The organism is Pseudomonas cerasi (assembly GCF_900074915.1).
GTDB lineage: Bacteria > Pseudomonadota > Gammaproteobacteria > Pseudomonadales > Pseudomonadaceae > Aquipseudomonas > Aquipseudomonas cerasi.
Map to the genome: position 1 here is coordinate 5751790 of NZ_LT222319.1, position 23018 is coordinate 5774807.

20 protein-coding genes are annotated in these 23018 nt (G+C 60.8%); 8 read left to right on the plus strand and 12 right to left on the minus strand.

Annotated elements, in window-relative coordinates:
* The first annotated feature begins 171 nt into the window (after window positions 1-171).
* A complete protein-coding gene (locus tag PCPL58_RS27985) occupies window positions 172-1014 on the plus strand; it encodes a Tim44 domain-containing protein (RefSeq protein WP_065350940.1) in 843 nt (280 codons plus the stop codon).
* A 130-nt stretch (window positions 1015-1144) separates the two neighbouring features.
* Window positions 1145-1552 (plus strand): SMI1/KNR4 family protein, encoded by a 408-nt coding sequence (locus PCPL58_RS27990; protein WP_003316056.1) that lies wholly within the window; start codon window positions 1145-1147, stop codon window positions 1550-1552.
* A 38-nt stretch (window positions 1553-1590) separates the two neighbouring features.
* On the opposite strand, the gene PCPL58_RS27995 is transcribed toward PCPL58_RS27990, so the two are convergent.
* Window positions 1591-3354: a cation:proton antiporter gene (locus PCPL58_RS27995; RefSeq protein ID WP_003432818.1), complete on the minus strand. Its 1764-nt coding sequence runs from the start codon at window positions 3352-3354 to the stop codon at window positions 1591-1593.
* Window positions 3355-3645: 291 nt separating this feature from the next.
* On the opposite strand from PCPL58_RS27995, the gene PCPL58_RS28000 reads away from it, so the two are divergent.
* Window positions 3646-4131, plus strand: coding sequence for an acyl-CoA thioesterase (locus tag PCPL58_RS28000; protein ID WP_003367933.1), 486 nt, complete (start codon window positions 3646-3648; stop codon window positions 4129-4131).
* A gap of 46 nt (window positions 4132-4177) precedes the next feature.
* On the opposite strand, the gene pdxY is transcribed toward PCPL58_RS28000, so the two are convergent.
* Window positions 4178-5044: a pyridoxal kinase PdxY gene (gene pdxY, locus PCPL58_RS28005; protein WP_065350941.1), complete on the minus strand. Its 867-nt coding sequence runs from the start codon at window positions 5042-5044 to the stop codon at window positions 4178-4180.
* Window positions 5045-5162: 118 nt separating this feature from the next.
* Between pdxY and PCPL58_RS28010 the strand changes: the two genes are divergently transcribed.
* A complete protein-coding gene (locus PCPL58_RS28010; protein WP_003367929.1) occupies window positions 5163-5555 on the plus strand; it encodes a DUF3301 domain-containing protein in 393 nt (130 codons plus the stop codon).
* 135 nt (window positions 5556-5690) lie between these two features.
* On the opposite strand, the gene PCPL58_RS28015 is transcribed toward PCPL58_RS28010, so the two are convergent.
* Window positions 5691-6662 (minus strand): CobW family GTP-binding protein, encoded by a 972-nt coding sequence (locus tag PCPL58_RS28015; protein ID WP_065351124.1) that lies wholly within the window; start codon window positions 6660-6662, stop codon window positions 5691-5693.
* 52 nt (window positions 6663-6714) lie between these two features.
* Between PCPL58_RS28015 and PCPL58_RS28020 the strand changes: the two genes are divergently transcribed.
* Window positions 6715-7089: an NADH:ubiquinone oxidoreductase gene (locus PCPL58_RS28020; protein WP_065350942.1), complete on the plus strand. Its 375-nt coding sequence runs from the start codon at window positions 6715-6717 to the stop codon at window positions 7087-7089.
* Between the two features lie 3 nt (window positions 7090-7092).
* Here PCPL58_RS28020 and PCPL58_RS28025 read toward each other — a convergent pair whose 3' ends face one another.
* A complete protein-coding gene (locus PCPL58_RS28025) occupies window positions 7093-7743 on the minus strand; it encodes a DUF1826 domain-containing protein (protein ID WP_058416441.1) in 651 nt (216 codons plus the stop codon).
* Window positions 7743-8951 (minus strand): zinc metallochaperone GTPase ZigA, encoded by a 1209-nt coding sequence (zigA, locus tag PCPL58_RS28030; protein WP_065350943.1) that lies wholly within the window; start codon window positions 8949-8951, stop codon window positions 7743-7745. Before zigA ends, PCPL58_RS28025 begins: the two co-directional genes overlap by 1 nt.
* 140 nt (window positions 8952-9091) lie before the next feature.
* On the opposite strand from zigA, the gene PCPL58_RS28035 reads away from it, so the two are divergent.
* Window positions 9092-9475, plus strand: coding sequence for a hypothetical protein (locus PCPL58_RS28035; RefSeq protein ID WP_032609357.1), 384 nt, complete (start codon window positions 9092-9094; stop codon window positions 9473-9475).
* 5 nt (window positions 9476-9480) lie between these two features.
* Here the strand turns inward: PCPL58_RS28035 and PCPL58_RS28040 are convergent, their stop codons facing one another.
* Window positions 9481-10707: an N-acetylmuramoyl-L-alanine amidase gene (locus PCPL58_RS28040; RefSeq protein ID WP_054082259.1), complete on the minus strand. Its 1227-nt coding sequence runs from the start codon at window positions 10705-10707 to the stop codon at window positions 9481-9483.
* Window positions 10708-10907: 200 nt separating this feature from the next.
* Entirely contained in the window at window positions 10908-11429 is a 522-nt protein-coding gene (locus tag PCPL58_RS28045) for a DUF3617 domain-containing protein (RefSeq protein ID WP_003367913.1), read from the minus strand.
* A gap of 169 nt (window positions 11430-11598) precedes the next feature.
* Here PCPL58_RS28045 and cls point away from each other — a divergent pair, with 169 nt between their 5' ends.
* A complete protein-coding gene (gene cls, locus PCPL58_RS28050) occupies window positions 11599-13038 on the plus strand; it encodes a cardiolipin synthase (protein ID WP_065350944.1) in 1440 nt (479 codons plus the stop codon).
* Between the two features lie 46 nt (window positions 13039-13084).
* Here cls and cfaB read toward each other — a convergent pair whose 3' ends face one another.
* The 5 genes from cfaB to hflK (PCPL58_RS28075) form a co-directional block, all read right to left on the minus strand.
* A complete protein-coding gene (cfaB, locus tag PCPL58_RS28055) occupies window positions 13085-14272 on the minus strand; it encodes a C17 cyclopropane fatty acid synthase CfaB (RefSeq protein ID WP_065350945.1) in 1188 nt (395 codons plus the stop codon).
* A 236-nt stretch (window positions 14273-14508) separates the two neighbouring features.
* Window positions 14509-16473, minus strand: coding sequence for a heavy metal translocating P-type ATPase (locus PCPL58_RS28060; protein WP_065350946.1), 1965 nt, complete (start codon window positions 16471-16473; stop codon window positions 14509-14511).
* The gene (hflK, locus tag PCPL58_RS28065; protein WP_003367903.1) at window positions 16470-17540 is read right to left on the minus strand and encodes a protease modulator HflK; all 1071 of its coding nucleotides are present in this window, start codon (window positions 17538-17540) and stop codon (window positions 16470-16472) included. Before hflK (PCPL58_RS28065) ends, PCPL58_RS28060 begins: the two co-directional genes overlap by 4 nt.
* The gene (gene hflC / locus PCPL58_RS28070; RefSeq protein WP_065350947.1) at window positions 17537-18574 is read right to left on the minus strand and encodes a protease modulator HflC; all 1038 of its coding nucleotides are present in this window, start codon (window positions 18572-18574) and stop codon (window positions 17537-17539) included. The genes hflK (PCPL58_RS28065) and hflC overlap by 4 nt, the downstream gene beginning before the upstream one ends.
* An 11-nt stretch (window positions 18575-18585) precedes the next feature.
* Window positions 18586-20532: a protease modulator HflK gene (gene hflK / locus PCPL58_RS28075; RefSeq protein WP_065350948.1), complete on the minus strand. Its 1947-nt coding sequence runs from the start codon at window positions 20530-20532 to the stop codon at window positions 18586-18588.
* A gap of 528 nt (window positions 20533-21060) precedes the next feature.
* On the opposite strand from hflK (PCPL58_RS28075), the gene PCPL58_RS28080 reads away from it, so the two are divergent.
* Window positions 21061-22680: a glucan biosynthesis protein D gene (locus PCPL58_RS28080; RefSeq protein WP_065350949.1), complete on the plus strand. Its 1620-nt coding sequence runs from the start codon at window positions 21061-21063 to the stop codon at window positions 22678-22680.
* Window positions 22681-23018: the final 338 nt, after the last annotated feature.

The following is a 23018-nucleotide window of genomic DNA, read 5'->3' on the forward strand; positions in this document are numbered from 1 at the left end:
TATCGTTCCCACGCTGTGGCGTGAGGAACGATAATCCTCGTACACATCTTACGAAGCGCGTAGAAAAGTCCTACGCTGTTTATGTAAAAGTCCGAAACACTAACGCGCTGGTCATGTCGCCATCCGCTGTGCAACATGGCGCGCGTGCAATCATAAAACGGGAATACCCTTATGCAACGTTTTCTAAGCATCGCGATGGCGCTGTGCATCGGGCTCACCATGAGCCTGGATGTGAACGCCGCGCGCTTCGGTGGCGGCAAGAGCATGGGCTCGGCGCCTACGCACCAGACACGTCAGGCCGCCCCCTCCACGCCTGCGGCAGCGCCCAACGCTGCGGGCCGTCCTGCCCCTGCGGCAAGCGGTGCTTCGCGCTGGCTGGGCCCATTGGCCGGTATCGCTGCCGGCGGCCTGCTCGCGTCGATGTTCATGGGTGACGGCTTCAACGGCCTGCAACTGTTCGACATCCTGATCATGGGCATCATCGCCTTCCTGATCTTCCGCTTCATTGCGCGTCGTCGTCAGCAGCAACAGCCGAAAATGGCCGCTGCCGGTGCGCCGTACCAGCGTGAAACCAGCCAGCCTGCGCAGAACCCGATCTTCGGCAGTTCTTCCCCGGCCTCCGCTGCGCCAGTGATCAACGCACCGGCCTGGTTCAATGAACAGCGCTTCCTGGACGCTGCTCGCGGCCACTTCCAGTCGCTGCAGCAGCACTGGGACGCCAACGAAATGGACAAGATTGCCGAGTTCGTCACTCCGCAAATGCTGCAGTTCCTGAAAAAGGAACGTGCGGACCTGGGCGACGGCTTCCAGTCGACTTACATCGAGAACCTCAATGTCCAGCTGGACGGTGTGGATGACCGGGCCGACAAGACCATCGCCACGCTGACGTTCTCGGGCGTGTCCAAGACCTCGCGTTTCGACCAGGGCGAAGTGTTCAGCGAAAGCTGGAACATGGAACGCCCGCAAGGCGATAACCAGCCCTGGCTGGTGGCAGGAATTCGCCAGAACGGTTGAACCAGAACCCGTTCTCGCGTTCAGAACCCCGGATATGTCCGGGGTTTTTGTTTATCCGTTCGGATAGTTATTTTGAGAAAGGCTTTACGCTACTGTATAACCCGCGCCATCAAGTGAGAGGATCTGTGTCGTGGAAGAAGTCATTGAACAACTGCGTGAAGCAAATGAACCGGTTCCGGTTCCGCTTGAGCTGCCTGACGAAGACCAACTGGTCGAGATCGAGGAACAGCTGTTCATCAACATTCCGTTTGTCTTCAAGGAATTTCTCCTGACAGTCAGCGATGTGGTGTATGGCAGCCTTGAACCCGTCACGGTGACCGACCCGCAGTCGCACACCTACCTGCCAGACGTGGCTGCCACGGCCTGGGATCTGGGCGTGCCGCGCGAGCTGATTCCGATCTGCCAGGACGGTGACGATTATTACTGCGTCGAGGAAGACGGCACGGTGCTGCTGTGGTCCGCCGAGGAAGAACTGGTTACCGAAGACAGCTGGGAATCGGTCTGGCACTGGGCTCGGGATGTCTGGCTGGAAAGCTGAGACACCCCTGCTGCGCAGTATTCAAGAATCTCCGGGCCTCAGTGCCCGGAGTTCTCTTGATGGTTACCCAGTGTTTCCAGTAACGCAATCTGCATCCGCGTATGCACGCGGATCAGCCAGCGCCACAGCAACGCGGCGACCAGGGCGGCTATCAGTCCAACCACCAGCAGCAGTTCGTTGGCCGGCAGAATGCTTGCCGACAATGCCGCCAGCATCACGAAAATCACCACCAGCGATAACAGCGGAATCACCTCGGCCACGACCTTGCGCACGCGCACGGTATGCCGGCCCGCCATCTCGGGTTTCACCCCCATCTCGGCCAGCAGCATCGACAGCGCCTTGAGCTTGCGATACGCGGCAATCAGAAACGGCAGTGACAGCAGCAGCGCCGCGCCGCAGATCCAGGCTTTCTGATGGCTGATGTCGGCCACCCACTCGCTCATGTAGCCGCCAAGACGCTCGGCAAAATAGCCACCGCTGAAAAAGATCGCCATCACCAGCGCCAGGTTGACGCCGACCTGCAAGAGAATCCGCCTGATCATCCCGGCAAGGACTGCACTCTGGCCTTGCGGCTGAATGCTGCGCAACCACTCGCCGTACATGCCGAACACCCGGGCAACGCGCCGAGGCATGATCGCCGCCAGCTTGAGCGACAACGGGTCTGCGCCGCGAATCAGATACGGTGTCAGCAGGGTGGTGATGGCGGACACGGCGACTGCCACCGGGTACAGAAAGTCGCTGGTGACCTGCAGGGTCATGCCCAGCGCCGCGATGATGAAGGAAAACTCGCCAATCTGTGACAGTCCCATGCCCACGCGCAGCGAGGTACGGCCATCGTTGCCTGCGATAAAGGCACCCAGACCGCAGGACAGCATCTTGCCCAGCACCACGGCAACGGTAATGACGGCGATCGGCCAGGCGTATTGCAGCAGGATGCCCGGATCGATCATCAAACCGATGGCCACGAAAAAGATGGCACTGAACATGTCGCGAACCGGCTCGATCAGGCGCTCGATCTTCAGCAGCTCACGCGACTCGGCCATGATTGCGCCGATCAGGAAGGCACCCAGTACCATGCTGTATTCCAGTTTGACCACCAGCAGACAGAAGCCGAAACACAGGCCCAGCACGGTGATCAGCAGCATCTCGTTGCTTTCGAACCTGGCGACATAGGACAGCAATCGAGGCACCACGAGGATGCCGACCACCAGCGCCACGATCATGAACAGCGACAGCTTGCCGACGGTGGAGAACACTTCCCCGGAACTGACCGAGCCGCTGACGGCGATGCCGGACAACAGCGCGATGATGCCGATGCCGAGAATGTCTTCCACGATCAACACGCCGAAGATCAACTGGGCAAAGCGCTGGTTCTTCATCTTCAGGTCGTTGAGCGCCTTGACGATGATGGTGGTGGAGGAGATCGCCAGAATCGCGCCGAGAAACAGCGAGTCCATGGTTTTCCAGCCAAAGAACTGCCCGATCTCGTAACCGATCCAGATCATCAGGGCAATTTCCAGAAAGGCCGCGATGAACGCCGTAGCGCCGACCTTGAACAGCTTGCGCAGGCTGAATTCCAGGCCCAGGCAGAACATCAGGAAGATCACCCCCAGTTCGGCCAGAATTTTGATGGTTTCTTCGTCATGGATCAGACTGAACGGCGGAGTGTGCGGACCGATGATGAACCCGGCAACGATATAGCCCAATACCACCGGCTGCCTGAGGCGATGGAACAGAATGGTTACCACGCCGGCCACCAGCATGATCACTGCCAGATCCTGAATGAAATTGATGGCATGCATGGTGGCGAAGCTCCTTGTGATGATGACGTTGCAAACCGATATCGCCGTGCCCTACAGGGCGACAGCTATCCTTTTCGTCATTAAAATCCGATAAAGACGCAGGAAAAACCCCGATCCACAGGTTTTTGCAGGTTAACACCGCCCCCTTCGACATAAAGGCGGTGCAATATATGGAAACAGATAGTTATGACGCGTGACGGCCGCCTGTTGGCCAGCGTCCCGATAACTGTCACAAGCCCCTTGAGCGCCAGCATAGGCGCCCCTTGAACACCTTGACCGTGTGAGTACGCTATGGAACCCGGAAACGCCCAGCTGTCGATGACTGTATTGATGACCCCGGACATGGCCAACTTCTCTGGCAACGTACACGGTGGCACGCTGCTCAAGTACCTGGACGAAGTGGCCTATGCATGTGCCAGCCGCTACGCCGGACGCTACGTGGTGACGCTGTCGGTAGACCAGGTGATTTTCCGTGAGCCGGTGCATGTCGGCGAACTGGTGACCTTTCTCGCCTCGGTCAATTACACCGGCAACACGTCCATGGAGGTGGGCATCAAGGTGGTCACCGAAAATATCCGCGAGCGGTCGGTACGCCATTCCAACAGCTGCTTCTTCACCATGGTTGCCGTGGACGACAATCGCAAGCCCGCCAGCGTGCCGCCCCTGGAGCCCGAATCGGCCGATGCCAAGCGGCGTTTCATCCAGGCGCAGCAACGCCGCCAGATCCGCCAGGAACTGGAAAAGCGTTATCAGGAGATCAAGGAAGAAGCGTTGTAATTTTCTGGCTCGGGCATCGATGCCCGAGCCTTTGAGGGTATGGCGCTTACAAACGCACGGCTTCGAACTTTACCCGTGGGTGCGCGATGCGATCCTGAGCGCGCACCAGTTCCAGCTCGTAGCTGCCACAGGCCTGGGTTTCCAGCAGCACCTCATGGACGGCGGCCGCAGCGAACTCGAATGCTGCAACCAGATCGTCGCCCAGCAGCACACGCGACAGGAACAACCCGGAGGTCAGATCACCCACGCCGACCGGCTGACGCGGAAACGCCAGTAACGGGCGGCGCAGGTGCCAGCTGGCCTCGGCGGTGACCAACAGCATTTCAAAGCCATCGGCGGCCTTGCCGGGGTAATCGAGGTGTTTCACCACCACCGCTTTGGGGCCACGCGCCAGCAAAGCCCGCGCCATCGCCAGGCAGTCGTGCAGTGATTCGGGCTTGCGCCCCGAGAAGCTGTCCAGCTCCAGTTGATTGGGGCACATGAAGTCCGCCATGACCGCCGCTTCCTGCAGCAGGAAGTCACTGACTTCAGGCGCTACGATGCAGCCTTTTTCAGGGTGGCCCATTACCGGGTCGCAGAGGTACAGTGCCTTCGGATTGGCCGCCTTGATGCGTGCCACGCCGGTCAGAATCGCCCTGCCCTGCGCCGCACTGCCCAGATACCCCGACAGCACCGCGTCACAGTTGCCCAGTTCGCCAATGGCGGCAATCCCGTCGATCAGCGCAGGAATCTGCTGCGGAGCCAGCACTTCACCGGTCCACTGCTTGTATTGCGTGTGGTTGGAGAACTGGACCGTGTTGAGCGGCCAGACGTTAACCCCGATACGCTGCATCGGGAACACCGCTGCGCTGTTGCCGGCGTGGCCGAATACCACATGGGACTGGATAGCGAGCAAATGAGGCGTACGTTTCATGGGGAGCGGAATCCTGAACACGATGCAAATGCAATAATGAGAAATATAAGTCGCGCAGTATGGCTGTAAATCACTCAGGACAGTTAAGCTGACGACTCCTACGCTGGAGCACTCCGTCATGCTGACCCTGGGAAACATCTTCGTGCTGATGCTGTTCGCGAGCGCCGCGGCCTGGTGGTGGCACGCCCATGGTCTGCGCGAAAAAGCGCTGGCACGCGTCAAGCAGCACTGCGAACGCCTTGAGCTGCAACTGCTGGACGACGCGGTTGCCCTGCGCCGACTGACCTTCGCGCGCGACGCTCAAGGCCGCAAACGCCTGGCCCGCGTGTATGGCTTCGAGTTCACGGTGACCGGCGAGCAACGTCACCCTGGCACGATCACCCTGTTCGGCGCGCACACTGCGCAAATCGAACTGGCACCCTACCCGTTTGAAATCAAAACACCACCGCCCAGCGCTGAAGTTATTCAGATGAGCGAATGGCGTCAATCGCATCAGAAATGGAAGCAGTAGCCGAGCACGACGCTCGCTGCCGCGATTCAGCGCTCATCCTTACACAAGTGCGCTTTGACTATCGTGCCAATGCTCTGCGTTGGCATGCCGTTCCGGACGCTCTTCGTCCTGCCTTCAGCTATTAACTGGCAGCCGTCACGCCAGGCATCCCGCCATCTGCGCCTGCAACTTATCCACATCCTGAGCGGTGGCAAAGATCAACTCGAGGCGTGAGTCCTGACGCCATTCGCTGACTTGCCAGGCCAGCGGAGCCCCATCAACCACGTTGCCGGAATACCAGCCGCCCTCGCTGTGGATAACCATCTTCGCCCGCCGCCAATCAAGGCTTTCCAGCCAGTGCAGGATGCGCTGCAGATCGAAGCGCTGCGAGGGATGCCAGCGCCAGCCGATGCTCCAGCCGTCGGCACTGACCTGACTCAGACAGATCGGCACCTTCGGGTCGGTCCATAGCGCGGGCAAGTGGCCGACGCCGTTGGGCAGCATCAGCTTATCCACAGCCTGTTTATCCACAGCAGTACCGCTGGCAAACCCCGGCACACGGTTCAGGAGCAGCTCCCCATGTCGGGTCCAGATCAAGGCGTGTGGCAGCAACTGTTCGGCCAATGCCTGGCGAGAGACATCATCCAGTTGCTCGGACTTGTTCATGACCACCAGCCCGGCATGTGCCAGCGCTTCCTGCTGAGTACTCGGCAACGGCTGTCCGGCGAGCATTGCCCGGGCGTCCAGCACCACCACGCCGGGCTGCACATCCAGGACGCCGCGCCACGGCGCTTCGCGCAATTGCGTCATCAGTTGCGCGGGATGGCCCAGCCCTGAAGGCTCGATCAATAAACGATCAGGCCGCGCCTTGCGCAATAAACGCCCCAGGCCGATCTGGAACGGCACGCCATTGACGCAACACAGGCAGCCGCCAGCCACTTCGCCAAGTGCGATACCATCGGCATCCGTGGTCAGCAGGGCGGCGTCCAGGCCGATCTGCCCGAATTCGTTGATCAATATGGCCCAGCGCTCATGGGCAGGCTTCTGCGCCAGCAGGCGCTTGATCAGGCTGGTCTTGCCGGCGCCCAGCGGGCCACCGATGACATGCGTCGGTATGTTTTGCAGCATGAGATCACTTTTGGCGAATGCGTGGTTCATTGAAGAGCAAGGAAGGATAACGATGCAAGTAATGCGGCTGCCTGCCCGCCTGGTGTTGATGTTGCTGACAGTGTCTTCCGGTTCGGCGTGGGCCGAAGCGTGTCTGGTCCACAGCCAGGCCGAAAGGCTCGACGTGAAGGTCTGCCAGGAAAATATCAACATCCCGGCAAACCTGTTTCACGACAGCTTCTGCCAGCCGCAACTAGCCGGGCAGAAGACCGAGACCACTTACTCGCAACAGTGCCCGGCAGGCCCCTTCGGTGTCTGCCGCAATGCGCAGGTTGCCAATATGCCGTATCGCGAGCATATCCACTATTACGGCGTCGCCGGTGACGCGCTATACCTCAAGCCTTTCTGCGAAGGCCAGAGCAAGGGGCAGTGGATAACTCCTGACTGATCTTCAAGCCAGCCAGTCCAGCGTCAGAATCAACCTGCGCTCGTTGCGCAGCAGTTGCGGCGAGCGATGGATCAGGCCAAAACCTTCATTGCCGTGCCAGCGTTCGCCCTTGAGCAGCGCCACTTCACCGCTGTTGATCTGCTGGATACGGGCAGCATCCGTCGGCTCGGCGTCCAGACACCCCAGTTGTTTACGGTCCATCACCCCTTCATGCAGCCATTGACTGCCAACCCCGCCATAAGTGGTGATAAGACGTACCGGCACATGATCGACATGGAAGCGCGGGCACATGGCCTTGTCGAGCACCCGCAAACGCAGGCCAACGCACTCGGCACCCAGCAGACAGGCATAGGCGCTGACCAGCCAGGAAACGTCGGCAACGAACCCCTGATAGCCCAGCAGGTCGGAGTAGCCCGATGCCAGCGCGCTCAAGTCAGGCTCGACCTCGCCGCCCCGCACTTCCAGGGTCATGGACTCGGCCAGAGGCTCGTTCATCGACAGTAGCAAGGCGCCGAAGTCCTCTATGTGCGCAGGCAATTGACGCTGCCAGAGCGCAAGGTTGACGCCGTCCTGCAGAATCTCGCTCAACACGTCGGGCGTATCACCGTGCGCCTGGCGGACTGCGGTTTCAGGTTTAAAACGATAAGCCAGCATCAGGCAGCCACCTCTTCGTACCAATCGCCAAACGGATCGGCCAGCGTACGCCAACGCTCGACACCCGCCTCCATCTCCGCATCAGTGAGCAGGCAGTTATCCAGCTCGGCGGTCAGCTGCACAAAATCGATGTTCTGGCCGATGAACACCAGTTCCTGCCGACAGTCGCCGGTTTCAGTCGACCAGTTCTCCAGAATGGATTTGACGCTTTCCTTGTCCTCGGGCCAGCTGTCTCGGTTCACGAAACGCCACCAGCGTCCGGCAAAGCCATGGCGCATCAAGCCGCCTGCCTGCGACCAACTGCCTGCGTCCTTGTATTTGCTGGCCAGCCAGAAGAAGCCTTTGGAGCGCAGCAGCTTGCCGTTGCCCCAGGGACGATTGATGAAATCGAAAAAGCGCTCCGGATGGAACGGTCGGCGGGCGCGATAGGCCGTTGATGCTATGCCGTACTCTTCGGTTTCCGGCGTGTGTTCGCCACGCATTTCCTTGAGCCAGCCCGGAGCCTGGGAAGCGCGCTGGAAGTCAAAACGACCGGTGTTGAGAATCGTCGCCAACGGCACCTGGCCCATCACCATCGGTACGATCTCGGCCTCCGGATTGAGGTGCTTGAGGATCGCCATCAGCTCTTCACGCTCACTGGAGCTGATCAGGTCGATCTTGCTGATCAGGATGACGTCGGCAAACTCGATCTGCTCGATCAGCAGGTCGGTGATCGAGCGATCATCGTCTTCACCCAGGGTTTCACCGCGTGTGGACAAGCCGTCTGCCGCCTCGTAATCGAGCAGGAAGTTTACGCCGTCGACTACGGTGACCATGGTGTCCAGGCGCGCCAGGTCCATCAGGCTTTTGCCGGCCTCGTCGCGGAAGGTGAAGGTTTCAGCCACGGGCAACGGCTCGGAGATTCCTGTGGATTCGATCAATAAGTAATCAAAACGACCGTCCTGAGCCAGACGGCTGACCTCTTCGAGCAGGTCCTCGCGCAGGGTGCAGCAGATGCAGCCATTGCTCATCTCGATCAGCTTTTCTTCGGCACGGTTCAGGCTGACATCACGCTGAACTTCGCTGCCGTCGATGTTGATCTCGCTCATGTCATTGACGATCACCGCAACCCGCAGGTTTTCACGGTTGCGCAGCACATAATTGAGTAAAGTGCTTTTACCGGCCCCGAGAAAACCGGACAAAACGGTAACGGGTAGAAGATTTGCCATCAGGACTCTCCAGGCAGCTGCAAGGCTTGAACCTTGTTCATATCGACTGCGACGAATCCCTCAGGCAGCCAGCTCTAATCACATCCGGATGTTATAGTATAACAACCAAAAATAGCTATGGCCTTGGTGAAGGGATCTTCATGAGACGGGTTTCAACAGGTTTGATGGCGATGCTGATCAGCGCGCATGTGATGGCTGCACCTCCAAGCCCCTCCGCCGACCTCGCCACCTGTACGCGTAGCGCGACGGTATTGGCGTGCAGCGATGCGCAGGGCAATAGCTACAGCGTGGCCACTGCCGGATCGACGACCTGGTTGAAGGGATACGAAGTGCGCGACAAGCGCCGCTGGGCGCAGACCAACAGCCGCTATGGTCAATTGACGTTTTTTACCGGGTTGGCTTCTGATGGCGAGGCTTGGGCAGGCACTGTGCAGCGTGTGGGCTGGACGACCATCACTCGGGTATCCAGCTCAAGCGGCACGCGCAGCAAGATCACCTGCAGCCGCTTGAATGGCTGCAGGTGAGCCGATCAGACCGGCAGTTCCTGCTTCTGCGCCTGCAGCCAGGCCATGTGCGAGTCCACTGGCGGGTTACGCTGAAAATAGCGCTGCAGGCCATCGAACAGGCCATCGGCAACGGCTTGTTGATGACGCGCAGTGACCAGGCGCTGGCTGTCGCGGCTGTTGGAGATGAAGCCGGTCTCGACCAGAATCGACGGCACATCGGGTGATTTGAGAACGGCGAAACCGGCCTGTTCAACGCGTTTCTGATGCAGCGTGGTGATACCTTCGAGACTGCCCAGAACGGTGTGGCCCAATTGCAGACTGGCTGCAATAGTGGCGTTCATCGACATGTCGAGAATCACCCCGGCGAGCATCGGGTCCTTGTCCTTCAGATTGAGCAGCGACGTGGCACCCAGCAGGTCCGCGCCGTTTTCCCGCTGAGCCATGAAGCGCGCCGTTGCCGACGTTGCCCCGCCTTCGGAAAGGGCAAACACCGACGCACCCGATGCCGTCAGACGAGGCGCAGCATCGGCGTGCACGGAGATGAACATGTCGGCGTTGGACTTGTGCGCGAACTCGACGCGCTTGCGCAGCGGTACGAAAAAGTCATCGTTGCGCACCAGGCGTACGTCGAAGCCTTTCTCGCGCTTCAAACGTCTGGCCAGCAACTGAGCGATGGACAGCACCACATCTTTTTCGCGTTCACCCCGCGAACCAACAGCGCCAGGATCCTTGCCGCCATGACCGGCATCGACCACCACCATGATGTCGCGTCCGGTGTGCGCCTTGCTGGTCGGGATTGGCACAGGCACCGGCGGCGGCAGCTCAGCCATCTGCACCGGCGCATGGACCGTGGAACTCATGTCCAGGACCAGCCGATGCCCCTGCCCGCCTTCCGGGCCGAGCAGGAAACTGTTGAGCTGTACCGGTGCGGTGAGGTCCAGCACGATACGTGTGTCGTCACCCTGGCCGTAATGCCCGGAGCGAATCGATTTTATAACGGTGCGGTCCAGCGCCAACTGACTGAAGTCGCCGGTCAGCCGCGAACCGCTGACGTCGATGATCAGGCGGTCGGGGGCTGTCAGGGTGAAAGTCTTGTATTGCACCGGGCCGCTCAGGTCGAGGACCAGTCGCAGCTTGTCGTTGGTACGCCAAAGGCGGGCGTTACGAATTTGCGTGGCATAGGCACCCAACGGCAACGTCAGGGCCGCGCTGGCAAGCAGCATGTTGAGCAACACTTGGCGTCGGTGCATGGAACGTCTCAAAGAGCAAATTGAGCATCCCGGCTCACGAAGGGTTCATCCACATCATTAGTAACAATATAACATGCAGTTACGGACGAAAGATGAGGCCCTTCATGAAGATTAAGTTACCTGCCACACCATCAGAGGTGACAAAAAATCATCACCTCTGCGCAGCGTGTTCCACGTGGAACATAACTCTATGAATTTGATCAGGTACGCGGGGCGACGTTGCCACATTGCGGCCCGAGCCAAACCGCGCGGGTGTCCATGCTGCCGTTCTGTTGCTGCCCGGTGGCATTGAACGTGCCCACCACGTTGGTGGTGAACTCGCGATCACTCAGGAACTGCGCCTGTCCGGTGCCCTTGGCTTTCGGGCAGCTGAACTGGAAGTTCCAGGTCTTGCCGTTGCGCGCAGTAATCTTTTGCGTGCATCCGGATGCCGGGTCAGTCAGCGGAATGTCGTCCGACTGCACCTGCGCCTGAGTCAGGCAGGCCCTCACGCCTTTGCCGCCAAGGGTGACGCCCTGCTTCTTCATCATCTGTTCCATCATCGCACGCTGCTCGGGCGGCAGATTCTGCAACTGTCCCAGCATCAACTGCATGTCCGGCAGCTGTTGTCCGTCCACTTTCATATTGCTGGACGTCAGCTCCCACAAACCCGGTTGCAGCATCTGCGCCTGAGCCATAGGAGCCGCCAGACAAAACATCCAAGCCAACATGCGTTTGTTCATTTCAAGATTCCTGATCGGGCACTGCGGATGAAAACGAGACTGGAATAATCCAGCCAAAAGATAAACCTTAGACGGCACACATGTCGCCCAGTTGCACCCGGAATTAAATAGCGACATTCCTGTTCAGCTGTGGTCTGTTAGGCAGCAAAGGCGAGGAGCATTGTTCCACATGGATTATCACGACCCGTACTTTTTCGGTTATGTCCTGGGTTTCATTCATTTACTCGGTACAGGCGCCGCCATCCATGCGTTGCTGACTGTGCGCACCTCCCAAGGCGCGATTGCCTGGGCGATGCCGCTGCTGTTCATTCCCTATTTCACCCTGCTGCCTTACCTGGTGTTTGGCCGAAGCTCATTCGACGCGTACATCAAGGCGCGTCGCCAGGCCAACCAGGAAATGCGGATCGCGATCGGCAGCCTCAACTGGCGGCCGTGGATGGAAGAAGCCGTGGCTGCGCGTCGGTCAGATGCCTATGCGGCGCTGCGTGCAATGCCCAAGCTGGGCAACATGCCGGCGCTGGCCAACAACAAGGTCAAGTTGCTGATCAATGGCGAGGAAACCTTCGGAGCCATTTTTCAGGCTATCCGAGAAGCGAAGAAGACCATCCTGATTCAGTTCTTCATCATTCATGACGACAAACTCGGGCGCGAGCTGCAAGCGCTGCTGCTGGAGAAAGCGGCCGAAGGTGTGGCGATCTTTGTACTGTACGACCGCATCGGCAGCCACGCCTTGCCAGGCAGTTATATCGATAAGCTACGCGACGGTGGCGTGCAGATAAAAGCCTTCGCCACACGCGGCGGCTGGCTCAATCGCTTTCAGATCAACTTCCGCAACCACCGCAAGATCGTCGTTGTCGATGGCCTGAAAGGTTATATGGGCGGTCACAATGTGGGTGATGAGTACATGGGCCTGAAGCCGCCGCTGGCTCCATGGCGCGACACCCATGTGCAAGTCATCGGCCCGGTGGTCGCCTGCTTGCAGGAGTCGTTCGCCGAGGACTGGTTCTGGGCCACCCGCGAACTGCCTCCGTTAAGCCTGCCTGATGAGTTTCCCGAAGACGGTGTGCTTTGCCAACTGTTGACCAGCGGCCCGGCTGACGCGCAGGAAACCTGCTCGCTGTTCTTCGTTGAAGCCATCCACGCAGCCGAAGAGCGCGTGTGGATCACCAGCCCCTACTTCATCCCTGACGAAGCCGTGACCGCTGCGCTGACCCTGGCAGTGTTGCGCGGCGTGGACGTGCGCCTGCTGCTGCCGTCGCGCCCCGACCATTACGTGGTCTACGCCGCTTCAAGTCTGTACGCCTTCGACGCCGTACGTGCCGGGGTCCGAGTGTTCCGCTACGAGCCGGGCTTTCTGCATCAGAAGGTCGTCCTGGTCGACAACGAGATCACCGCCATCGGCAGCGCGAACCTCGACAACCGCTCGTTCCGCCTCAACTTCGAATTGATGCTGCTCACGGTCGAGAGCGACTTCTCCAGCCAGGTGGAATCCATGCTCACCGCCGACTTCAACCTCGCACGTGAAATCTCCGTGCAGGAAAGCCACGAAACACGGCGTCTGCATCAACTGGGTATGCGCGTGGCGCGGCTGATTTCACCGATTCTGTGAGACCTCTGTGCACTACGCTGCCTGTCTTGAAGAGACGAGCGGGACTTCACCCATAAATATCCTCGCGCGTCAGTGGCAGTCCGGTGTTGCCGTCGGCGAAGGGTTTCACGGCGAGTATCTGGTGCAGGTTGATCCAGCCCTTGGTGAATCCATAGGCGCAGCCTGCGAGGTATAGCCGCCAGATCCGCAGGGTCTGTTCGGGTACGATTCGCGCGGCTTCGTCGAGCCGGGATTCCAGTCGTGCGCTCCAGTGCTCCAGGGTTTTCGCGTAGTGCGGGCGCAGGCTTTCCACGTCGACCACTTCAAGCCCGGCTTCGCTGATATGGGCGCTGATCATGGCCATGTGCGGCAGCTCGCCATTGGGGAAAACATAGCGGTCAATGAACTCGCCGGCACCACGCCCCACAGGACGACCGTCGGTGTGCCGCGCGGTGATGCCGTGATTCATCACCAGGCCGCCCTCCTTCACCGCGCCGAACAGGCGTTGCGCGTACAACGGTAGGTTGGCGTGCCCGACGTGCTCGAACATGCCGACACTGACCACTTTGTCGAAGCGCGCATCCTGCGGCAGGTCGCGGTAGTCGAGCAATTGCAGGTCGACCTTGTCCTGCAGACCTTCGGCTTGCACGCGTTCGCGGGCCAGTGCCAATTGTTGCTGGCTCAGCGTGATGCCAAAGACCTTCACGCCGTATTCGCGAGCCGCAAAACGCGCCAGCCCCCCCCAGCCGCAGCCGACGTCCAACAGGTATTCACCGCGCTTGAGCCGCAACTTGCGGCACAGGTGGTGGAATTTATCCTGCTGCGCCTGCTCCAGCGATTCGTCCCCGGTCTTGAAATACGCGCAGGAGTAGACCATCTCCCTGTCGAGCCAGAGCTGGTAGAAGTCGTTGGAGACATCGTAGTGATAGGCAATCGAGGCCGCGTCAGTGTCCTTGTCATGCTCGACCCGGATCGGATTGCCAGCGCTGTCGTCATCATCCACCAGCGCGTGGGTCAGTTCATCGCAGACCCGGACCACTTCGCTGATGGAGCCCTCCAGTTCCAGCCGCCCCTCCACAAACGCGCTGCCTAGCAGGCCCAGACTGGGGTGACTGAAGTCGGAGACCAGTTGCGGGTCCTTGACGACTATCGTGACGCTGGGCGCAGGCCCGAGGTCCATCTGATGACCGTCCCAGAGCCTGAGCCGCAACGGCAGATGAAGGTTCTGCAAGGTCGTTGGAAGTTGTGCAAGCATTTCAAAATCACCCCCTTATCCAGAAACTCAAAAAAGAGTAATCCAGCAAAGGCCCCGCAAAAGGGCCCGAAAAGGCATTGGCGACGGCAAAACTGCTATGAATCAACTGCGGGGGAACAGCCCTGTGCCCTCTGATTCGAGCCGAGAGTCAGCCTGAATTTGGATCACACAATGAAACACAGCGCTTAATCTGTAACAGAATTAGTCAAAGCTCAAGCCGTTTGACGCACTGATCATCAGTGCAGGCGTGAGACCTGATGCTGCACACTCACGTCTTCGAGCTTGAGCAATGGCTCCTGAAAGCGCAGCAAACGTCCGGCGTTGCCCAATACCAATAGGGTGCTTAGATTGTGCAGGATAGCTGCGACCATCGCGCCCGCAGCGCCAAGCAGACCAAAGGCGGCCAGAGCCACGATGGCCAGCGTCCAGCCCAACCCAATGATGACGTTGACCTGCAAGGTGTGACGGCACTGGCGACTGAGTCGCACACAGGTGCCCAGGCGGCGCAGATCGCTGCCGATCAGCACGATGTCGGCGGATGCCAACGCGATATCCGCCCCACCCGCGCCCATCGCCACGCCGACCACGCCCGCCTTCAGGGCCAGCGAATCGTTGACCCCGTCGCCGACCACCATTGGCCGGAAACCACTGGAGATCTCGCCCATGACGCGGTTGAGTTTGTCTTCAGGCAGCGCCTGCGCCTGAACGTCAGCGATGCCGATATCGTGCGCCAGATTGTCGGCCACGCTCTGCCGGTCACCGGTCAACAGCAATTGTCGGCCCAGGCCCAGGCCGCGCAATTCCAGCAGCGCCGCCTGAGCTTCGGGTTTGACACTGTCGGCCAGCAGCAGCCAGGCCAGAAAAACCCCGTCCAGCGACAGACCGGCCAGCGGGCCGTCATGTGCAGGGACAGCAGGCGTGACGATGCCCATCTGTGCGAACAACTCCGGGCGGCCCAGTGCTGCATCGCCCTGCCCGGTCGAGGCCACCACACCCAGGCCCTGGCGCTCACGGGTGTCGGTCAGCGGCAGCAGTCGGGCATTATCCACCAGCCCGGCCAAGGCCCGACTCACCGGGTGACTGCTGGCAGACCCGAGGCTCGCAGCCAGCTCCAGCAATTGTGGATGCTGCGAACCGTCAGCCTGCACGGACTGCAGACGCAGACGGCCGTAGGTCAGGGTGCCGGTCTTGTCCACAACCAGTGAGTTGAGGTCAGCCAGTTCTTCAAGAAACGCCGAACTGCGGATCAGAATCCCGTGCCGCGCCGCGACCGCAATACCTGCGATGGCGGTGGCCGGGGCCGAAAGCACCAGCGCACAGGGACAGGCTGCGACCAGCACTGCCAGCATCGCCTGGGCATCCTGAGTGATAAACCAGGTGAGCGCCGCGATCAGCAAGACCAGCACCATGTAACTGCCTGCGTAGCGCTCCAGCAGACGCGTGATAGGCGGCTTGGAACGCTCTGCGCTCTGCATCAGCGCGATGACCTTGCCCAGCGTCGACTGATCGCCGATGCGGGTCACTTCGATGCGCAGCAGGCCGTCGAGGTTGATGGCGCCACCGAACACCTCGACCCCGACACTGGCTTCCAGCGGGACCGATTCGCCAGTGATCGACGACGTATCCAGACTGGCTTGCCCGGACAGCACCCGACCGTCCGCCGGAACGCGGTCGCCCGCCCGCACTTCCACCTGATCGCCGGCTTTGAGCGTCGCGTTGTCGACCTCGCGCACGCTGCCGTCGGCGCCGAGCAAACGCGCCTGGCTGCGAGTCAGGCGTCCCAGCGCTTCGATGGCCTCCTGCGAGCCGATCACACTGCGCTCTTCCAACACATGACCTAAGATCATGATGATCGGCAGCAACGCGGCGGTCATCAGGTCACCGGTGGCCCAGGCACCGAGCATCGCCAGTGCGATCAACTGATCGGTGATGCCGTGCAGGCTCGGATGCCGCAGGCTGTGCCAGCCGGCGCTGATCACCGGTATCGCCACCAACAGTGACGCAGCGCCCAACAGCAACTGGCTGACACCTGCCTGCTCCGGGGCGAAAAACCGCCAGACCAGTCCCAATCCCAGCAAGCCCAAGGCCAGCATCGCGAGGGTCAGTTGCCGGGCGGCACTGCGCTGCTCTGCGCTGCTCAGCAGACTGCCAGGCGCCTGCGGTTGACCAGCGTCGTGGGTGTGAACGGCTTCGCCACTCATTGTGGTGCTCCCTGAATGATCAGGCGGGAATCGTCTTTGGGATCGACCGTGGTCACCGAACCCGCCTGATGCAGAATGACCGGTACGCGTTCACGGTAGAGACGTTGCATCAGGCCGGGATCGCTGCGGGTTTCGGCTGATTGGGTCAGGCTGACAACGGTTGCGGTAGCCGACTGCGCCTTGGCCAGACGCTCGGACGCCTGTGCATGCGCCACTTGCAGGGTTCGGTCGGCCTGTTGATTGGCGGTCTGGGTCAGCTTTTCGGCCTCCGTGCGCGCGTTGGCCACGGCCTGATCGGCCTGCTGACTGGCCGTCAGCACAGCATTGAAAGCGTTGACTGCCGAGGTCGGCAAGCTCGACTGCACATCCACCCGAGCGACCTCGACACCGATGCCCATGCCGGTCGCCTTGAGCTCGGCCAGACGCTGATTGATGCCGCGCACCAGATCGCCACGCAGCCGCTCACGGCGTTCGGCGGCCTGGCTGTCAGCACCGATCAGCTCGGGACGGGCAACCAGAATGGTGTCCAGATCCCGCGCCGCCGTCAGCGCCACAGCGCTGCGATTGACCAGCCGGTCCAGCGCGGGCAATACATGCTCGCCCTGCAACACGAAGGCAGTGGGGTCAGTCACTTTGTAAAACACCGTGACGTCCAGTTGCACCACACCGGCATCGCCAGTCAGCAGAAAACCGGAGCCTGCCAGTGCATCGCTCATGGGTGCCGACAGGGTCGCGACTTCATCGGCTTTCAACGCGGCAGGCGAACGCAGCAGGGTTTCCACGCGCCGCTCTATCACCCGATCAGCCGAAGGCAGCAGCACCACCTGTTCGAACGGCTGCGGCCAGGCGATCAGCAGCCCTGCGTTCTGAACCCGCTCGATCGCGCCGAAGTGCATGACCACCGCGCGGTTCTGTGGATCGATCTGGCGTATGTTGGACGTCGCCCAGGCAAGCGCGGCGAGCAATGTCACGCCATACAGCCCCAGAAACGCCAGACGGCTCGCCTGCAACCAAGGGCTGTTTACCGGCGGGCGCTGCGCCACGGCTTCGTCGACCGGCTGGCTCATGGCTGCGTTCCGCTCTTGCCATCCAGCGTCGGCGGGCCGTCCACCAGCACGCGGAACGGCGCCGCGTCGGTGCGCAGTATCAGGCGGGTGCCGGGCGTCACGATAGTGCCCAGCGTATCCAGCGAGCGCAGCAGGTTGTAGAGCTGCGGCGAGCCCGCATAGGCACGGCCATAGATCTGCGCGGCTTCAACCCGCGACTGTGCTTCGATATCGGCCGCCTTGACCGTGGCATCGGCTTCGACAATCCGTGCATCGCGCTCGGCGGCCGAACGAATCTGCGCCGCCTCACGCTTGCCCACGGCGGTTCGCTCGGTGGCGATGGTCTCGCGCTCGGCGCGCATGCGGTCCACGGTAGCGTTGAGCGTTACCGAAGGCAGGGTCAGTCGCTCCACGCCGACCTGCAGGACACGCACCCCGTAAGTCGCCAGCAGTTGCTGATCGATCTGCTGGCGCAGCTGATTTTCGAAGGCAGTGATATTCACCTTGCTGGCGTCGGTATTCACCAGGCTGGAAAGGTCGAAACTGCTCGCGGTGGTTTCCAGCGCCGAGCCGACAAAGGTACGGATCTGCCGCGCCGCCTCGTCGGGCTGGTTCTGTACCGCGCGCATGAAGCGCTGCACGTTGTCGGCGTCGCCCTGCACCTTCCACGCCACGTAGGCCTGAACGATGATGCGCAAGCCATCGCGGGTACCGACGTCCTGCAGACCGCTGGAAGTGGTTCGCAAGCGCAGATCCACCGGGATGGTCGCCTCGAACGGTGCCGGCCAGCGCCAGTTGAGGCCCGGCTCAAGCAGGACGCGGGACGGGTTGCCGAAGCGTGTGACGACGGTCGCCTCGCCCGAACGCACCTGCACCAGGCTCGCTGCTGCAATCACAAACGCGATCAGCACCGCAGCCAGGCTTGCCCGCCGCCAGGGGAACGCTGCCGGGCCGCTCGCGCCATGATGATGGTGGTGATGACCATGGCCGCCATGGCCGTGACTGTCATGGCTATCGTGGTCGGCGTGATCGTGATGATGATGGAACAGACTCAAGGGACGACTCCTTACTGAACGGCTTTACGCGGCGCCGTTGGGTCTGCCGGTGGGGTGAAGGTACGCAGGTCGATGGTCGGCGCACTGTCGCCGCCCAGACGGTGGTCGAGTATCAGCAACTTCGCATTGCCCAGGCCCTCGGTCAGTTGGGCCAGGTATTGCTCCAGCAAAAACGCCTGGCCTGCCTTGGCATAGGCCTGACGTTCGGCACTGAAGCGCAGGTCTGCACCCTGTGCGCCGGCCAGAATCTCGCGGGCGACGGCACTGGCCTGATCACGCGCCACGCTGGCATTGAGCTGCGCCTGATTGGCCCTGTCGCTGGCCGCGCCGCGTTCGCGAGAGATCAGCGCCTGTGCACCAATCTGCGCAGCCTGCACAGCATGATAGGCGTTGGCCGCACCGGCAGGCGGGTGGATGGCTTCAACCACCGTGGCGAGCAATTCGACGCCGCTGTCCAGCCGCTGCAAGTCGGCCTGCACGGCCTTGCCGATGTCATCGGCCAGCTCGCTGCGCTGTTCGCCGAGCAGTTCATCCAGCGTGCGCGAAGCAAAGTCATGCACCAGCACCCGGCTGGCCGTGCTGCGAATCAAGGCTGGGATGTCAGCGCTGTTATAGGTCGACGCCATGGCTGCGGCATCTGTCAGGCCGATACGGTAGACGAACCGCACGTCCATATTGACGATCTGAAAGCTCTGCTTGTCGCCTGCACTGCTGGCAATGACCTGGGATTTTTCGTTGATATGGCTGGCATCCCACAGACGGTTGGCGCTACCCGGTGGCGGGCCTTCGGCCGGGTCCAGCGTTTGCTCGGCCGTGTCGGCAGCAGAAACGCTGGTCGCCAGTTCATGAACCACGCCGTTTTCAACGGCCAGCACACGCCCGAACGGCCAGGGCAAACCCACGTGCAGACCGGGCCCGGACACGTCGACCGGCTTGCCGAAGCGTTCATAAATGCCCCGCCCCTGCATGGGAATTTCATGCACGCCGCTCAGCACCCAGCCCAGCGCTGCGACCACCGTCAGCACCGGCAAAAAGGCGCGACGCATGTAGGTAAAGGCCCAGATCTGGCGCAGATCGATGCCAAAGCGGTTGTGCAGTTCGTGCTGCAAGGCGAGCAGCGGACGCGGCGGCCAGCGCAACAGGTCGGCGATGAAACTGGCGGCCAGCAGGCGCGGTTCGCTGCGTGGGTTGCGCGGGCTGAACACCGACAGCACAGCGCGCAGCAGAAACTCCAGCGCCACGCCAAACGGCAGCAGGCCGATCAATACCGCCAGCCGCGCAGGCCAGACACGTTCTGCACTGGAGAAAAACAGGCACAGCGCGCCGACCAGCAGGACGATCAGCGTCATGCGCACCAGTTGCGCCAGCGCACCGGCCTCCGGCGACTGACTGTCGGACTCGCTGCTCAGTTGTCGCTCGATGACCAGCAGCCCGAATGCCAACAACAGCATGACGCTGCCGGCCAGGCTACCGGCCGTGGAGAGGTCGACGCCGGACAGCGCCAGGTTCCAGAAGGCACGAACGACGATCAACGCCAGCACCGCCCAACCGGCAAGCCACAGGGTCGAGCTGCCCACGTGCCTGACCAGCGATTTGCCGGAGTCACTCAGCCGTTCAAGCAGGCGCTCGTACCAGCCGCTCTCGTCGCCAGCAGACAGGTTTTCGTCGAGGGTGTCTGCGTCCGGCGAACGCAACGCGCGAGCCCGCCACAGCGCGACATGCCGCGCCGACTGCAAGCCCGCCGTGAGCAGAAACAACGCCGCCGAGGCGTTGCACAACACGGCCATCCACAAAGAGCCGGGGGAAAACAGATCGATGGACAACGCCAGCAGCAGCCCGAACGCCCCTGCTCCACCGGTCACATACATCAATCGTCCCAGACGCCGAACCTGTTGCACCGCCATTTGAAAACGTGGCAGGCCTTCAAGGCCTTCGTGCTCATCCAAATCAACCCGCATCACTACCCCGGCACCCGCTGATTTATCGCCCTTTGGAGAGCCCTGCATTGGCATCTGAATGCCAGTGAATCATAGCGTTACGATATAACACGCGGAATGAAACTTTCGTCAGGACTATTAGCTGAACGGATGTGAGATAGCGGTGTTGCCCAGCGGGCGAATCGACCTGAAGTCGGGCAGAGAGCGAGCCCGCGCGCCAGCAAAATGATTGCTGAATATTGCCTGGCGAAAAAAGTTTTCGTGTCGGTCGAAGACGTCGAGTTGATCAGCGTTTCTTGCCCCGATCGTCTGGAAGCCTTGCGCCAAGCGGCGATGCGCTTAATCGATTAGTCTGCAGCGACGCAAAAATCAACGTTATAGCCGCCAACACGCCGGATTCATTAGCCATGATCGGCGTTTTTTTTTGGCCGATTTCCGAACCGTATCTCGTCTTTGTTATCTGTTGTGGGTAGTTTGCGTTCGGCAAGGAGTCGTTGGCGCGCCATTTTTTGTGCAGGACGCACAGAATTACTCAGAGGCTTCACCTTTATGAATCGCAGAAATCTCCTGAAAGCGTCCATGGCGTTAGCCGCCTACGGCAGCGTATCGGCCTCAGGGCTTTTTGCTGCGCGGGCACTGGCCGCCGCAGCCGATGGCGAGATCGAACACTTCGATTTTGCTGAGTTGCAGGCGCATGCCAAGAAGCTTGCGAGCAAAGGGTATGTGAGCAACAAGCAGGTGCTGCCACCGGTACTTGCGAACATGACGCCGCAGCAATTCAATGCCATCCGCTACGACCCGAATCACTCGCTGTGGAAAGACGTCCACGGCCAGCTCGACGTGCATTTCTTCCACGTCGGCATGGGCTTCAAGACGCCCGTGCGCATGTACAGCGTCGATCCGCAGAGCAAGCAGGCGCGCGAAGTGCATTTCCGCCATGACCTGTTCAACTACGAGAACAGTGGCATCGACAAGAACCTGGTCAAGGGCGACCTGGGCTTTGCCGGTTTCAAACTGTTCAAGGCGCCTGAAATCGCCATCAATGACGTCGTTTCGTTCCTCGGCGCCAGCTACTTCCGCGCCGTGGACAGCAACAAGCAATACGGCCTCTCGGCCCGCGGCCTGGCTATCGACAGTTACGCCAAACGTCAGGAAGAATTTCCGGACTTCACCAAGTTCTGGTTTGAAACGCCGGACAAGAACGCGACACGCTTCGTGGTTTACGCACTGCTCGACTCGCCGAGCGCGACCGGCGCCTATCGCTTCGACATCGACTGTCAGGCCGGCCAGGTGGTCATGGAAATCGACGCGCACGTCAATGCGCGTACCGATATCCAGCAGCTGGGCATTTCGCCGATGACCAGCATGTTCAGCTGCGGCACTCACGAACGCCGCATGTGCGACACCATCCACCCGCAAATCCACGATTCGGATCGCCTGTCGATGTGGCGTGGCAACGGTGAGTGGATCTGCCGTCCGCTGAACAACCCGGCCAAACCGCAGTTCAGCGCGTTCTCCGACACCGATCCGAAAGGCTTCGGGCTGGTACAGAGCGATCACGAATTCTCCAGCTATCAGGACACCGTTGTCTGGTACAGCCGTCGTCCAAGCCTATGGGTCGAGCCGATCACGGCGTGGGGCGAAGGCGAGGTCAGCCTGCTGGAACTGCCGACCACGGGCGAAACGATGGACAACATCGTGGTGTTCTGGACACCGAAGACGCCGGTCAAGGCCGGGGACTCGATGAACTACGGCTACAAGCTGTTCTGGAGCCCGCTGCCGCCGGTAAGCACGCCGCTGGCACTGGTCCACGCGACACGTTCAGGCATGGGCGGCTTCCTCGAAGGCTGGGCACCGGGCGAGCATTACCCGAAAACCTGGGCACGCCGCTTCGCGGTGGACTTCAACGGCGGCGGTCTGGATCGCTTGCCGGAAGGCACTGGAATCGAGCCCATCGTCACGGTCACTCATGGCAAGGTGCAGGACTTCAACATCCTCGTGTTGCCGGACATCAAGGGCTACCGCGTCACCTTCGACTGGGTACCGGACAGCGACTCGGTCGAGCCGGTTGAAATGCGCATGTTCATCCGCACTGGCGACCGTACGCTGAGCGAGACCTGGCTATATCAGTACTTCCCGCCTGCACCGGACAGACGTAAATACCCGTAATCCGCAGATGGGTGACGCAGAGCGTCACGAAGGGCATTACCACGCGGAGCGTGAGGAACGATAGGTGTCTGCAGGATCGCGTCCGCAAGAACACCATCGTGCCCATGCGCCAGCGTGGGCACGCCGTTCTGGACGCTCCGCGTCCTGTCCTGGGCACTAAGTGCAGCGCATAACCATTAATCCCGACTAATTAATTGACAGTTGCGCCAACTGCGACTGATATACCTGTTGTCATGCCGTTGCGAGCGTCCGCTCCAGACCCCCATCTCCCAAAGCTTCCCTGTGTCGACACGTCCCCGTGATCGTCGGGCGGTAGCTTTGTCCGCGCAATTCCCCTG